General features: G+C 41.2%; 11 protein-coding genes and 1 pseudogene. 10 read left to right on the top strand and 2 right to left on the bottom strand.

Annotated features, from left to right (window positions below):
- Window positions 1-242 precede the first annotated feature (242 nt).
- From smc to ligA, 3 genes are all read left to right on the top strand, one after another.
- A complete protein-coding gene (gene smc, locus E0D95_RS02010; RefSeq protein WP_130802303.1) occupies window positions 243-3,701 on the top strand; it encodes a chromosome segregation protein SMC in 3,459 nt (1,152 codons plus the stop codon).
- Window position 3,702: 1 nt separating this feature from the next.
- Complete coding sequence (locus E0D95_RS02005; protein ID WP_130802302.1) at window positions 3,703-4,746, top strand: cell division protein ZipA C-terminal FtsZ-binding domain-containing protein; 1,044 nt, start codon at window positions 3,703-3,705, stop codon at window positions 4,744-4,746.
- Between the two features lie 95 nt (window positions 4,747-4,841).
- A complete protein-coding gene (gene ligA / locus E0D95_RS02000; RefSeq protein WP_130802301.1) occupies window positions 4,842-6,872 on the top strand; it encodes an NAD-dependent DNA ligase LigA in 2,031 nt (676 codons plus the stop codon).
- Between the two features lie 61 nt (window positions 6,873-6,933).
- Here the strand turns inward: ligA and E0D95_RS01995 are convergent, their stop codons facing one another.
- Entirely contained in the window at window positions 6,934-7,989 is a 1,056-nt protein-coding gene (locus E0D95_RS01995) for an SDR family oxidoreductase (protein ID WP_130802300.1), read from the bottom strand.
- Window positions 7,990-8,326: 337 nt separating this feature from the next.
- Between E0D95_RS01995 and ftn the strand changes: the two genes are divergently transcribed.
- Complete coding sequence (ftn, locus tag E0D95_RS01990) at window positions 8,327-8,791, top strand: heteropolymeric bacterioferritin subunit Ftn (RefSeq protein ID WP_130802299.1); 465 nt, start codon at window positions 8,327-8,329, stop codon at window positions 8,789-8,791.
- A gap of 31 nt (window positions 8,792-8,822) precedes the next feature.
- Here ftn and E0D95_RS01985 read toward each other — a convergent pair whose 3' ends face one another.
- The gene (locus E0D95_RS01985; protein ID WP_431830732.1) at window positions 8,823-9,377 is read right to left on the bottom strand and encodes a peroxiredoxin; all 555 of its coding nucleotides are present in this window, start codon (window positions 9,375-9,377) and stop codon (window positions 8,823-8,825) included.
- Between the two features lie 175 nt (window positions 9,378-9,552).
- Between E0D95_RS01985 and E0D95_RS01980 the strand changes: the two are divergent.
- The 6 genes and pseudogenes from E0D95_RS01980 (at window position 9,553) to bioD (ending at window position 14,624) form a co-directional block, all read left to right on the top strand.
- Window positions 9,553-9,903 (top strand): annotated as a pseudogene (locus E0D95_RS01980) (DUF6176 family protein).
- Between the two features lie 41 nt (window positions 9,904-9,944).
- A complete protein-coding gene (locus E0D95_RS01975; protein ID WP_130802297.1) occupies window positions 9,945-10,667 on the top strand; it encodes an alpha/beta hydrolase family protein in 723 nt (240 codons plus the stop codon).
- 97 nt (window positions 10,668-10,764) lie between these two features.
- Window positions 10,765-12,087: an adenosylmethionine--8-amino-7-oxononanoate transaminase gene (gene bioA / locus E0D95_RS01970; protein WP_130802296.1), complete on the top strand. Its 1,323-nt coding sequence runs from the start codon at window positions 10,765-10,767 to the stop codon at window positions 12,085-12,087.
- Window positions 12,074-13,231: an 8-amino-7-oxononanoate synthase gene (locus E0D95_RS01965; RefSeq protein WP_130802295.1), complete on the top strand. Its 1,158-nt coding sequence runs from the start codon at window positions 12,074-12,076 to the stop codon at window positions 13,229-13,231. Before bioA ends, E0D95_RS01965 begins: the two co-directional genes overlap by 14 nt.
- Window positions 13,228-13,986, top strand: a complete 759-nt coding sequence (bioC, locus tag E0D95_RS01960; protein ID WP_130802294.1) for a malonyl-ACP O-methyltransferase BioC — start codon at window positions 13,228-13,230, stop codon at window positions 13,984-13,986. The genes E0D95_RS01965 and bioC overlap by 4 nt, the downstream gene beginning before the upstream one ends.
- Window positions 13,983-14,624: a dethiobiotin synthase gene (gene bioD, locus E0D95_RS01955; RefSeq protein ID WP_130802293.1), complete on the top strand. Its 642-nt coding sequence runs from the start codon at window positions 13,983-13,985 to the stop codon at window positions 14,622-14,624. The genes bioC and bioD overlap by 4 nt, the downstream gene beginning before the upstream one ends.
- Window positions 14,625-14,696 lie beyond the last annotated feature (72 nt).

Below are 14,696 nucleotides of genomic sequence, written 5' to 3'. Positions count from 1 at the left end.
TACGGCTAAATAGCAGATCAAAAATATAAGTGGTCGTGTATGTTGGCGATATTTTAGCTGATCGTGATATTTTGCGATAAAATCAGTCAAGTTCTCGTCAAAAAAAGCCCCTATTCCATGACATTCACTTTAAAATAAGCTGCTATGGGTATCTATTCTGTCCACCACATTGAAAAGCAGAAGGTTAAAAACCAGAAGATTGAGATCAGTTGGGCAAATAATAAAAAATTGATTAGGACATTATGCGTTTAAGCAGTTTAAAACTTGCAGGCTTTAAGTCATTTGCTGACTCATCCACTTTGCAATTTAAGGCGAATCGTACTGCGGTGGTTGGCCCGAATGGTTGTGGAAAATCCAATGTGATTGATGCGATTCGCTGGGTCATGGGCGAGTCCAGTGCACGGCAGTTACGTGGTGGCAGTATGCAAGACGTGATTTTTACGGGAACTGCAAAACGTAAACCTGTTAGTGTTGCGAGTGTTGAACTCAGATTTGACAATACCTATGGCAAATTGGGCGGTGCGTATAATGCCTATAATGAGCTGGCAGTTCGTCGTCAGGTCAATCGAGATGGCAAATCTGAGTATTTTTTAAATGGAACGCGCTGTCGCCGCCGTGATATTACCGATATTTTTCTGGGAACCGGTTTAGGGCCACGCTCTTACGCGATTATTGAACAGGGGATGATCAATCGTCTGGTCGATGCCAAGCCTGAAGAAATGCGGGTGTTCATTGAAGAAGCCGCAGGCGTGTCACGCTATCAGGCACGTCGTCGTGAGACCTTACAACATCTGGAACATACTGAACAAAATTTATCGCGTTTAGAAGATATTGCGCAGGAACTCAAATCACAGCTAAAAACCCTGAAACGCCAATCTGAAGCAGCCATTCACTACAAACAGCTTGAACAGCAAATTAGAACGTTAAAAATCGAGATTTTATCGTTTCAATCCGCGCAATCTAGTCAGCTTCAGCAGGAATATACCGTTGAAATGACGGCTTTGGGCGATGAGTTTAAGCTGGTTCGTTCTGAACTGAATACCATTGAACATGATCTTGAAGCCAGTAGTGCCTTATTTCAAAAGTTGATTCAACAGTCCACCCCACTGCAAAACGAGTGGCAACAGGCAGAGAAAAAACTGGCTGAGCTAAAAATGACGCTGGAACAAAAACAAAGTTTGTATCAACAAAACAGTAGCACTTTGACTCAGCTTGAGCAGCAAAAAGTCCAAACTAAAGAGCGCTTACAACTGAGTGAACTACAGCTTGAAAATTTATTAACGCAACTGGATGAACACACTGAACATTTAAATGGTTTTGAGGCAAACACGCAGCAAAGTGAAAATAACTATCAGGATTTAAAAGCTCAACATCAACAGGCTCAAGAGCAGTTCAACCACACGAAACAGCAGGTTGAAAAGCAACAACAACAGAAAAACCAGATGTCGTTGCAACTTGAACAGCTGACAAAAAGTATAGAGCGACTGACGCAGCAGAAACACACACTGGATAGCCAAACCTCGCAAATTGCAGCACAAGTACAAGATGACGAATTACAAAATTTAGAGCACCAATTACAACAACTGAAACAAGACAATGTTGCACTAGAACAGCAGATTGAACAAACGGAACAATCTTTACAATTACAGCAACAACAATACAATCAATTAAAAACAGAGATTCAGCAGCATAAAAATCAAATACAGGTGTTACAGGCTGAACAAAAAAATCTAAATCAACTGGTGGCAAAACAAAGTCCAAAACAATCCGATGTTTTGCGATTGATGTCAGTTTTACAGTTAACAGAAGCAGGAAAAGTGCATGCCAGTTTGATTGAGAAATTGCTCAGTCAATGGATGAATGCGCAATATCTTGAACAGAATGCGAATTTTAAGCCACAATTGGCACGGCAAATTAAAGCGACCGAAAATTCGGAAAATTTACCGCAATCTAAGTCACATTTTTCGCTATCGCCATTTTCTGACTGGGTTGAAACACCTCAGTTATCGCTATGGCAAAACATCTGGTTGGCAGATGACCTAAATCAAGCGCTGGCATTGCAAGCACAACTTGAAGCTGGGCAAAGTATAGTCACGCTAGATGCTTATCATATCGGGCGAGATTGGGTTATTGCACTGGATTATGATGAAGATAGTCAAAATAGCGGTGTGTTAAGCCATCGGATTCGTCTGGATGAAATTGCACAACTTCTTTCAATATTACAACCCGAACTTGAGCATTTAGAGCGACAAAATTCAGAACAACAACAGCAAATCAACATTCAGCAAGATCAATTACAGCACTTCAAACATCAATTCAAACAACAGCAAAAGCAGCAGCAACAGCTTGAGTTAGACATCACTAAACATCAAAGTGCGGCGCAGGCTTTTGTATTGCAAAAACAACAGTTGCAAGAGCAATTAAAACAACTGGACGTTCAGCTCGAAGACGATGCAATGCAGCGTGATGATCTGGATATTGATTTACACGCGTTAAATTTAAAACTTGAAGCGAACCTGCCAGAGTATAAAACGCAACAATTTCAGCTGGAAAGCTTGGCAGAACAGCTAGATGATCAGCAGCAACAATTACAACAACAGCAACAAGAACGTGAAAACACACGTCGTATTGTTACTCAAACGCAGCAGCAAATTGAACTGCTTGAAAAAGATTTGAGCTTTTTAAAAACCCAATACCGACAAATTATTGAGCAAATGGAGCAGGCAAAAAAGTTTGTCGATCCGATTCAGCTTGAATTACCGTCACTTGAGTCTGAATTTTCGGAGCAATGTCAGCGAACTGAAAAACTGAAAAAAAGCTGGAATGAATGGCAACTTGAACTCAATAGCGTACAAGAAAAACAACAGCATTTGACCGAACAACGCCATCACACCCAACAACGTGATGAACAATTACGTGAACAATTGGAACAAAAACGCTTAAGCTGGCAAGCAGCAAAATCGGATCTGGAACATTTTCAGGAACAGTTAAAAGAGATGGGCAGCGAGCAGGTCGTGGGCTTAACGCTTCATCTTGTCGAACATCAGCAGACACTGGAAAAAGCCCAACGACAATTTGAAAAACTGGGTGCAGTGAATTTGGCGGCGTCACATGAATATGAAGAAGTATCCAAACGTTTTGAAGAATTGAGCCATCAAATTCAGGACTTAGAAAATACGGTATCGCAACTGAAAGATGCGATGAAAAGTATTGATCAGGAAACAAAAAAACTGTTTATGACCACTTTTGATCAGGTCAATACTGAGCTTCAGCAATTATTTCCGAAAGTATTTACAGGTGGAGAGGCGAGTTTAAGCCTTGAAGATGACTGGCAATCAGGTGTAAAACTAATGGCTCGACCACCAGGAAAACGTAACAGTTCATTGGCACTTTTATCGGGTGGTGAAAAGGCACTGACTGCGCTGGCATTGGTCTTTGCGATTTTTCGATTGAATCCTGCGCCATTTTGTGTACTGGATGAAGTCGATGCGCCGCTAGATGATGCCAATGTACAACGGTTTTGTAATTTGGTAAAAGAGCTTTCTGAACAGGTGCAATTCATTTACATTACACATAATAAACTTGCAATGACAATGGCGACCGATTTATTAGGGGTGACCATGCCAGAACCCGGCACCTCAAAACTGGTCACTGTTAATTTGGAACAAGCAAAAGAATATGGGTTAGTCACGGAGTCATAGTATGGAAGTTTCAACCATCATCGGCATTATTGTTGCCATTATTGCCATGATCATCGGTTTAAGAATGGTGCTTAGAAAACCAGCTCCGACCGAACCCTCACTAGAAAGTGCGTTACACATTGATCCTGAGAGTAATAAGCCCATTATTCCACGTCATGTACGAGATCAATTGCCTGCTGAATCAGCTGTAGAAACGCCTGCAAATGAGCGAGAACGCAAAGAACCTGCTTTACAGGATATTCCAGAGACACTCGACGATCAGTCGGTTCAAAGCCTAGCTTCGCCTGAACTGGTTGAAGACAAACTGGATAAAGAAGTCGTATCACAAGAGCTTGAGACTGTTCAGGCATCATCTGTGGTTGAAGATGCTTTACAACAAAATACGGTTGTCGAAGTTGTTGAAACTCCAGATGGGCAAGAGCTTGATCCTGCCAAGGTGGAAACATCCCCTGAGAATGATCAGCTTCAGGCAGAGCAGACTAAAAAATCTGACGAATTTCAGCTCAATCCAGAAGTTGAAGCAGCCACCATCGCTGAGTTCGACGGTGAAAGTAGTTTATTGGATGTGCATTTACACGAACAGCAGCGTTTTGATGATGAAAGCGCATTGATGACAGCGCAAGAAATTGTGGCACTGAATGTTTATCCAAATCCGCGCCGTGCATTGTCAGGCGATAAAACCCTTAAAGTATTGCTTAAATACGGTTTACGTTTTGGCGAAATGGCATGTTTCCATCGTTATGAAAAAACCGATGAGCCCAGTCCGCTGATGTTTTCAGTATTACGCATGACTGATAATGGTCCAGCAGGATTTGATCTTGAGACTTTATCGAGCGAACAGGTTCAAGGACTAGCTTTTTTCCTTGCATTACCTCATCAAGATGCTTTAAAAGGTTTCGATATGATGGCCAGTATTGCAGGGTTGATCGCCCGTGAAGTGGATGGAAAAGTTTTTGATGAAAACAATCTGGAATTTACACCACAACTGAAAGAACACTGGCGCCATCATGTAATTGACTATCGTTGCACACAGGAAACTGTGTAACGATTTTTAACGAACAGGATTTTTGTACTTTTATTGCGATGCATTGTGGTCGCAACGCTGGGCGGATTTTCCGCCCTTTTATATGGTGAGTTTTTATGGTGAAGAATAGCGATGTCATTGCGCAAATGCGTCAACTGATTCAACTGATTGCAAAACATAATCATGCTTATTATGTGATGGATCAACCGAGCATTAGCGATAATGAATATGATCAGCTATTTCATCAGTTAAAAGCATTAGAGCAACAACACCCAGATTTAGTACAACCAGATACTCCAACCAATAAAGTCGGTGGGCAGGCGTTAAGTAAATTTGAAAGCGTAACGCATGTTGTGCCGATGTTGTCTTTAGGCAATGTTTTTAATCAGGAGGAGTTATTTGCTTTTGCGCGACGCATTGAAGAACGCTTACCCAATCAACAGGTTCAATACGATGTTGAGTTGAAACTGGATGGTTTGGCGATTTCATTGTGGTATGAAAATGGTGTACTGGTTCGCGGCGTGACCCGTGGTGATGGTGAAACAGGCGAAGATATTAGCCAAAATGTCAAAACCATTCGTAATCTACCGAAGTTTTTAAATGGAAATTCTGTTGAAATTCCAAGACTACTGGAAGTTCGTGGGGAAGTTCTCATGCCCAAACAGGGATTTGAGCGTTTAAATGCAGCCAATGAAGCCAAAGGTGAAAAAACTTTTGCCAATCCACGAAATGCCGCAGCTGGTAGCTTACGACAACTTGATCCAAATATTGCGGCATCACGTCCCTTGGCTTTTTATGCTTACGGGATTGCGCAATGTGAGCCACATCATGGGCTTAGCAGTATGCATGAAAGTCTACACTGGCTCACGCAGTTGGGTTTTGAAATCGCAGAACGTCAATTTTTATGCTCATCAATTGAAGAAGTACAACAGCGTTATGAGCAAATTCAACAGGAACGTCCACATTTAACAGTTGAAATTGATGGCATGGTCATCAAGGTCGACAGTCTTAAACAACAACAACAACTGGGCTTTTTAAGTCGTGAACCCCGCTGGGCAACTGCCTATAAATTCCCTGCTGAAATTGCACGTACCACCGTTGAAAATATTAGTTGGCAAGTGGGTCGAACTGGAACATTGACGCCTGTCGCGCGTCTACAGCCAGTTTTGGTGGGTGGTGTAACGGTATCCAATGTGACGTTGCATAATATCGGTGAAATCCATCGTCTTGATGTACGCGTGGGCGATCAGGTCAGTGTCTATCGTAGCGGTGACGTGATTCCTAAAGTTGAACGAGTCTGGCCTGAATTTCGCCCTGACGATGCACAAGTGGTGGAATTACCTGAACATTGTCCAGTCTGTTCATCGCCTGTGGTGATGCCGGAAGGTGAAGCACTGGCGCGTTGTTCGGGTGGTTTATATTGTGCGGCGCAGCGTATTGAGGCAATTCGACACTTTGTATCACGTAAGGCAATGGATATTGAAGGTCTGGGGGATCGATGGGTTGAGTCGTTATTGCATCTGAATCTGCTCAAAGATGTTGCGGATATTTATCATCTCCATGAGCATCGTGACACCTTGCTCGGCATTGAAAAAATGGGAGAAAAATCCGTCCAGAATTTGATGGATGCGATAGAGAACAGTAAAAAAACCACACTGGCACGTTTTATTTATGCACTAGGAATCCGTGGTGTGGGAGAAACGACGGCAAGAATGCTCGCCAATACCTTTCAAACGTTTGATGCTCTAAAGAATGCGGACATTGAGGCCCTTAAAAAAACCCCAGATGTCGGTGAAATTACCGCAGAATGGATTTTTGATTTCTTTCTGGCACCGCATAATATTGAAGTCTTGGATCGTTTATTGGCGGCGGGTATCCATTGGGACGCACCGACTGCACCCACACGCCAACCTTTAAACGGTGAAAGTTGGGTGGTGACAGGCACATTAAGTACGATGGGTCGTGACGAAGCAACGCAACGTTTACAAGCACTGGGTGCGCGTGTCAGTGGTAGCGTCTCTAGCAAAACCAAATGCGTGGTTGCTGGCGAAAAAGCAGGAAGTAAACTGGATAAAGCTGAAAAACTTGAGATTCGTGTAATGAATGAACAAGAGTTTCTGGAGTTTTTGACACAATACGAAAGTTAACTCTTTTTGATGACGTTCATCTGAGTTTGGATGAACGTCACCGTTTTTATTGAATATGGGTTTAACCCCGTTTTTTGATTACGCCATCATCCAGTAGTTGTTGGAAATGATCACACACACTTTCACGAATATCGCGATAGTGGATGCCTAACTCTTGCTGGCTACGTGTCGCATTAAAGTAAATTGGATAGCCCATATTGAGTTTCACAAATTCACGGGTATATCCCAGTAGTGGAGAGATGAAAGAAAATGCCGTTTTAGGCACAGTAAAATGTGGAAATGGATAACGATAACCAAAGCGTTTAGTCAATGCTTGACCCATTTCAAGTAAACTTAAACTACCGCCAGAAATAATATAACGACCCTGAGCATCATTTGATAAAGCGGCCGCCACGTGCGCATCAGCAACATCACGTACATCGACAATGCCATTCCACATTGGCGGTACCCCCAATAAAGTCACGCCATTGGCAAACTGTTGTAATAGCTCAATACTGCCTGATTGACTCGAAGGCGTAAGCGATGGTCCCATGACCAAAGCAGGATTGATACACACCAATGACCAGCGATTCTGTTGCTCTGCCATTTCCCAAGCTTTACGTTCAGCAGCTACTTTTGAATAAGAATAGGGCTGATGATTTTCATTACTGGTGGTATTCCAACAACTTTCATCGAACTCATTATTGGGCGTATTTTCAATTTCAATCGCATCGCCATAAGTTGCTGCAATACTTGAGGTCACTACCACGCGTTGAACAGACGCAGTACGGTTGACTGACTCAAGCACATTGGCTGTACCATTGACCGCAGGCTCAATAATATCTTTGACGGCATCTTTATAATTGGTAATCACAAAAGGAGAGGCAGTATGGATAACAATTTCACAACCTTGCATGGCTTGGTCAAACGCATTAGGGGTTAATAGATCTGCCTGAAAAAAATGAATTTGACCTGAGGACTTTTCAGCAATATCGGTCAAATGTTTGAGTTTTTCCGTTTTAGCAGGATCACGAACTGTAGCATGGACGGTGTAGCCTTGTGTGAGTAATCGCTCAATGATCCAGCCAGCGACATAACCTGTAGCACCTGTAACTAAAATTGGGGTGTTCTGATCCATCATTTTTCCTATTGTTATTTTAACTCTCTTTTATTTAACGAAATTTTCAAAAATATGCAATTCTTAGTGCAGCTAACTTTCAAGAAAATCGATGAAATAAGAAGCATTGTCTTTGGTTACAAAATAAAAAAACAAAAAAATAGTGCAGTTTTCCAAAATAATTTTTTAAAGAAAACATGCAAACATTTATTTTTTCAGAATAAATTATCCCAATTAAAACTGTAAATGCGTATGTTTCTCATTTTAATTTTATAAAAATCATAAACTTACGTAATTTTTATTTTGCAATCATTGTTAAACTTGACCATAATAAAGGCATTCGAGAGGAGAATTAGACATGCGCGGCAATCCAGAAGTCATAGACTATTTAAATATGTTGATCGGTGGCGAACTGGCAGCTCGTGATCAATACCTGATTCATTCACGTATGTATGAAGATTGGGGCTTGAGTAAAATTTACGAACGCATTGATCATGAAATGCAGGAAGAAGCTTCTCATGCGGATGCAATTATTCGACGTGTATTATTTCTTGAAGGCAAGCCAAATATGGATCGTGATAATATTGTCACGGGTGAAGATGTGGTGTCTTGCTTAAAAGCAGATTTAGCGCTGGAATATCATGTGCGTCAAAAACTGGCAGATGGCGTGAAATTATGCGAAGAAAAAGGCGATTATGTCAGCCGTGATATGCTTCGCGCACAAATGTCAGATACTGAAGAAGACCACACCTATTGGTTAGAAAAACAATTACGTTTAATTGAGTTGGTGGGTTTACAAAACTATATTCAATCGCAAATGTAGGATTCAAAAAACTCAGCCTCGGCTGAGTTTTTTATTGATTGCCTTGTTGGAAACGCTGAATATCTTTAAGCACTTCATCGGCATGAGTTTGCGCATTCACACTGCTATAGTGATAGACCACAGTGCCTTTGGGATCAATTAAAAAGCTTTCACGTTTGGCAATTTTCATCACTCCTAAATTTCGGACAATGCCTAGCTTTTCTGCCAGTTGATGATCACCATCTGCCAAAATTGGAAACGGCAGTCCTAATTTGTCTGAAAATTTTCGATGTGAAGCCACATCATCCAGACTTACGCCCAGAACGACGCTATTGGAACGAATAAATTCTGGATAAAGTGCCTTAAAACGATTGGCTTCCTGTGTGCAGCCCGGAGAATCATCTTTTGGATAAAAATACAGTACCAGCCATTTTCCGCGAAAATCTGTGAGCTGACGCCATTTGCCATTTTGGTCTTGTAATTTAAAATCTGGAGCAGCTTGACCTACCCATTGTTTTTGCTTCGAACTGGATGTTGAAAATACACTATTTTCGGCATGCGCTAAATGCATCCATCCTGTTGATAAACTGAGACTAAGCACAGTCATTCTTAATATTTTTATTGTTAGTGTCTTTTTCATCTTTATGCAGCAGCCCATTTGAGAAAGCTTCATTTTTAGTTTAACAAAATCAACTTTGCAATGTACAAAGAATTTATTTTGCTTTTGTGACTCAGTCCATGCATATTCAATGATTAAAAATAGTGAATGGGAAATCACTTAAATGGATGTCGGTGCTGCACTGATTAAATTAAAACCCAATACTTTGCCAAAAGTTGAAGATTGGCAACAGCAACTTGAGCAACGTAAAGCAGAAGCGATACAAACCTTGCAAGCCGAAGGTGTGTTGGTTGAATCATGATTTCATGTCCAGATCGAAGGTCAGGATTATTGAGTCGCCTATATGCGAGCAGTGGATTTAAACAAAGCACAACAAATCGCTAAAACTAGTTCTTTTGAAATCGATCAAGTGCATCAACAATTCAAGCGTGACTGTTGGGAAAAAGTGATTCCTGCAAGGCTGTTAGTTGATCTAAACAACAATGAGCAACCTCGCAATCCAACTGTAGAATAAAACTGGTTATACTTTTAAAGTGAAAGACACAGAGTAAGACATTGAAACAACGTATTCTTCTTATTACAGGTTGGGGCGGTGGTGAACAACTGTTAAATCCGCTCAAACAAGCACTTGAACAACAGGGTTATGCTGTTGAACTGAGCAATATCTTTAATGCACTGGATGAACAAATACTATCGCAACAAGTTGAGCGTGCAAGTCAATTTGATGTGATTGCGGGTTGGTCATTGGGTGGTGAATTAGCCATGCAGTTGGTTGATGAAATTGCCCAAAAGACAGGTGAAACCAAATTGCTGATTACGATGGCATCCAACCCAAGTTTTGTGGCACATGAAAATTGGCCACATGCGATGTCGGTAGAAGACTTTAATCAATTTAAATACTCCTTTGAACAAGATCCGATCACGACGTTGAAGCGTTTTGGTTTGCTCGTCACCAAAGGCATTGACACATCTAAATCAGACTTTAATACCATGCAAACCATGTTACATGCACAGCCAATGTCACTTTTAAAACAAGGATTGGCAATATTGGAACAATATAATCTGGTTGATGTCTTAAAAAATTACAAAGGAAGACAACTTCATGTCTTTGCGGATCATGATGCGCTAGTTCCTTGCAAAATTGTGCAGAATATGCAAAAAATAGACGCTAAATCTATTCAGATTGTGACATTGGAAAATACGGCACATAGCTTTCCTTTTATTCAGGTCGAAAAAACCTGTCATGAAATTACAAAATTTATTGAGTTAGACGTTTAAGCTTTAAACGGAATGGTGTTTATCGCAATTTATTTTCAATGCATGCATGTTTAACATGTCACACGATGTTGAAAAGCCGAGACTATGGAGTAATTGGATGAGTGATCAGTTTGATTTGGAGCATATCTGGCATCCTTATACTTCGATGCTTCATCCATTGCCGACCTTTAAAGTGAAACGTGCTTACGGTGCAATTATTGAGCTTGAGGATGGTCGTCAGTTAATCGATGGTATGTCGTCGTGGTGGTGTGCGATTCATGGTTATCATCATCCTGAACTGGATTTAGCAGTCACGCGCCAACTCGACAACATGGCACATATCATGTTTGGGGGCTTCACTCACGAACCTGCGATTGAACTGGGAAAATTATTACTTCAAATTACACCGCCGAGTCTGGATAAAATCTTTTATGCCGATTCGGGATCAGTTGCGGTAGAAGTGGCACTCAAAATGGCGATTCAGTATTGGTCTTCACAAGCAGGGTCTTCACAAGCGGAATCAGCGCAAGGCTTGAAGCAAAAGACTAATTTTATCACCACACGTTCGGGTTATCATGGCGATACTTGGAATGCGATGTCCGTCTGCGATCCTGTGACAGGGATGCATCAGATTTTTGGTGATAGTTTAGCGCGAAGGATATTTGTTTCCGCACCTCAAAGCTGTTTTGATGGCGAATGGAATCCGCATGAACTGGATGAAGTGGAGCAAATCTTAAAACAGCATCATCATGAGTTGGCTGCTTTTATTATCGAGCCCATCGTACAGGGCGCGGGTGGTATGCGCTTTTATCATCCTGAATATTTAAAGCAATTACGTGCGCTATGTGACAAATACCAGTTACTCCTAATTTTTGATGAAATTGCCACCGGTTTTGGTCGTACTGGAAAGTTATTTGCTTGGGAACATGCACAGGTTGAACCCGATATTATGTGTATCGGCAAAGGGTTAACAGGTGGTTATATGACACTATCAGCCACGCTCACCACTAAAGATGTTGCGGAAAGCATTAGTCGAGGAGAGGCGGGTGTGTTTATGCATGGCCCAACTTTTATGGCCAATCCGTTGGCTTGTGCGGTTGCTTTGAGAAGTACCCAGTTGTTATTGGAACAGGATTGGCAAGCCAATATTCAACGAATTTCTGAGCAGTTAAAACAACTCCAAGTCTTGTCTGCACTGGAATATGTGGCAGATGTGCGCATCTTGGGCGCAATTGGTGTGGTCGAACTTAAGTTCAATGTCGACATGAAAACCTTGCAACAACACTTTGTCGAGCGAGGGATCTGGGTGCGTCCGTTTGGCAAATTGGTGTATGTCATGCCGCCGTATATTATTTCCCAAGCTGAACTGGATTTTTTGCTTGAGCAACTCATTGAGGTCGTGCAACACATGCAAGCTGAGGTGCAACATGGCATTGCTTGATCATTATCAACAGCAGCTTGAGCAACTCAAACAGACGGGAAATTTGCGCCAGTTTACTGCCAATCAGCAACAAGGTGCCTACATTGAGATTGCGGGAAGAAAAATGCTGAATCTTTCTTCCAATGATTATTTGGGCTTGGCTGCCAACGCTCAGCTACGCGAAGAGTTTTTTGATCAGCAGCCGATGCAACGTCGCTATTTCAGTTCATCTTCTTCACGCTTGCTGACGGGTAACTTTGCCGAATATGAACAGTTTGAAGCAAGTTTAAGTCAAGCATTTTTAGGTCGTGCTGCGTTGTTATTCAATAGTGGCTACCATATGAATATCGGAATTTTGCCTGCTTTAACTGATAGTCAAACCCTGATTTTAGCTGATAAACTGATACATGCCAGCATGATTGACGGCGTTCGTTTATCCACTGCCAAGTATGTACGTTATCGACATAATGATTTACAGCACCTTGCTCAATTACTTGAAAAATATCATGATGATGTGAATATTGAACGCATTATTGTGGTCACTGAAAGTATTTTTAGTATGGATGGTGATGAAACGGATCTGACCGCCTTGGTTCAAATTAAGCACCGTTTTGATAAAGTGATGCTTTATGTCGACGAAGCTCATGCGATTGGGGTTCGTGGTGAACAAGGCTTAGGCTGTGCTGAACAATATAATGTCATTGCTGATATTGATTTATTGGTCGGAACCTTTGGAAAAGCCTGTGCTTCAGTGGGAGGATATTTAATCTGTGATCCTATCATTCGAAATTATTTAATTAATACGATGCGTCCATTAATTTTTAGTACAGCGTTGCCCCCGATCAATATGGCTTGGTCTGATTTTATCTTTAAAAAAGTCATGGCAGCCAAAGCTGAACGCTTACATTTGCATAAACTCAGTCAGGATTTACAAACGGCGATTGTGGCAAAAGGTTATCATAGCCCATCGACTAGTCAGATTGTGCCGATCATCATTGGGGCAAGCCAAGATGCGGTAGAAAAATCGAAAAGTGTACAGCAGCATGGTTTTTATGCAATGCCTGTTCGTCCTCCAACTGTGCCACAGCATAGCGCGCGTCTCAGAATTTCATTAACATCTCTGATTCAACCTGATGATCTGCAACGACTGGTAGCCTGTTTGTGAATCTAAATAAATCCCTAATCGCTCAGCGTTTTGCGAAAGCAACACAAAGTTATACCGAACAAGCGGTTATACAAAAACAAATCGGTCAGCATTTGTGCCAATTGATGCAAGATAATTGTCCTGAAGATTTAGCACATGTTTTAGAAATTGGTTGTGGCTCTGGAAATTTAACCTATCAATTGGCTAAAAATTTTCAAATCGAACAATGGTATCTCAATGATCTGTATGCAGAAGTACAGCAGCATTTTCAGGGAAATTTACCAGTTCACTGGATGATTGGTGATATCGAAGAACTCGCTTTGCCAAAAAACTTAAATGCTATCGTGTCCAGTTCGGCTGTGCAGTGGATCAATGATTTACCTCTACTACTGGCGCGTTGCCATAAGGCGTTAAATACACAAGGATGGTTATGTTTTTCGACCTTTGGACCTGATAATTTTATCGAGATTAAACAACTTACGGGGCAGGGTTTGCACTATTGGTCGACAGATGACTGGCGGCAACAGCTTGAGCTGCTAAATTTTGAGATTGTTGAATTAAGTCAGCAAAATTTATCTATGCAATTTGAAACACCCAAAGCGGTGTTAAAACATTTAAAAGCGACAGGGGTCACTGGGGCATCGGAACAGCAACAACGCTGGACAAAACAATCATTAACTGAGTTTTATGAAGCTTATCAGCAATTTAAACTAGAAAATAATCGTTATCGCTTAAGCTACCATCCTATCTATTGTATCGCGCGGAGAAAATCATGAGTGCCTCAGTTTATTTTGTCAGTGGAATTGATACAGGAATTGGTAAAACCTATGCGACAGGCTATTTGGCAAAACTCTGGAACGCTCAAGGGTTATCGACTATTACCCAAAAATTGATTCAGACTGGAAATGTAGATGTGTCTGAAGATATTCAAAAACATCGTGACATTATGGGAACAGGCTGGTTGGCAGAAGATCATGAAAAGCTCACTATGCCTGAGATTTTTAGTTATCCTGCATCGCCACATTTAGCGACACAGTTAGATGGCCGAGAAATTGATTTTGATAAAATTGAACAGGCGACTCAAACCCTACAACAACGCTTTGATGTGGTGTTATTAGAAGGGGCAGGTGGGCTAATGGTTCCCTTAACCACGGAACTGCTGACTATCGATTATATTGCTCAAAAACAGTTCCCTGTGATTTTAGTCAGTTCTGGGCGTTTGGGCAGTATTAACCATACTTTGCTGAGTCTGGAAGCTTTAAAACAACGTGGCTTATCTTTATTTGCTTTGGCTTATAATTTAAATGATGAATCTCAGGATGAAATTATTTCAAAAGATACCGCTCAATATTTAAAACATTATTTAAAACACAATTTTCCAGAAGCGAAGTGGATTGAATTACCTGTTTTGTAAATGAATAAAAAAAGCTAACAAACAAATGAATTTGTTAGCTGAGGAATCAAACTTGGATTTACATTCTTCTTT

Source organism: Acinetobacter ihumii, assembly GCF_900625095.1.
Taxonomy (GTDB): Bacteria; Pseudomonadota; Gammaproteobacteria; order Pseudomonadales; family Moraxellaceae; genus Acinetobacter; species Acinetobacter ihumii.
Note: the sequence above shows the minus strand (reverse complement) of the source record. Positions and strands in the feature narration are given on the sequence as shown.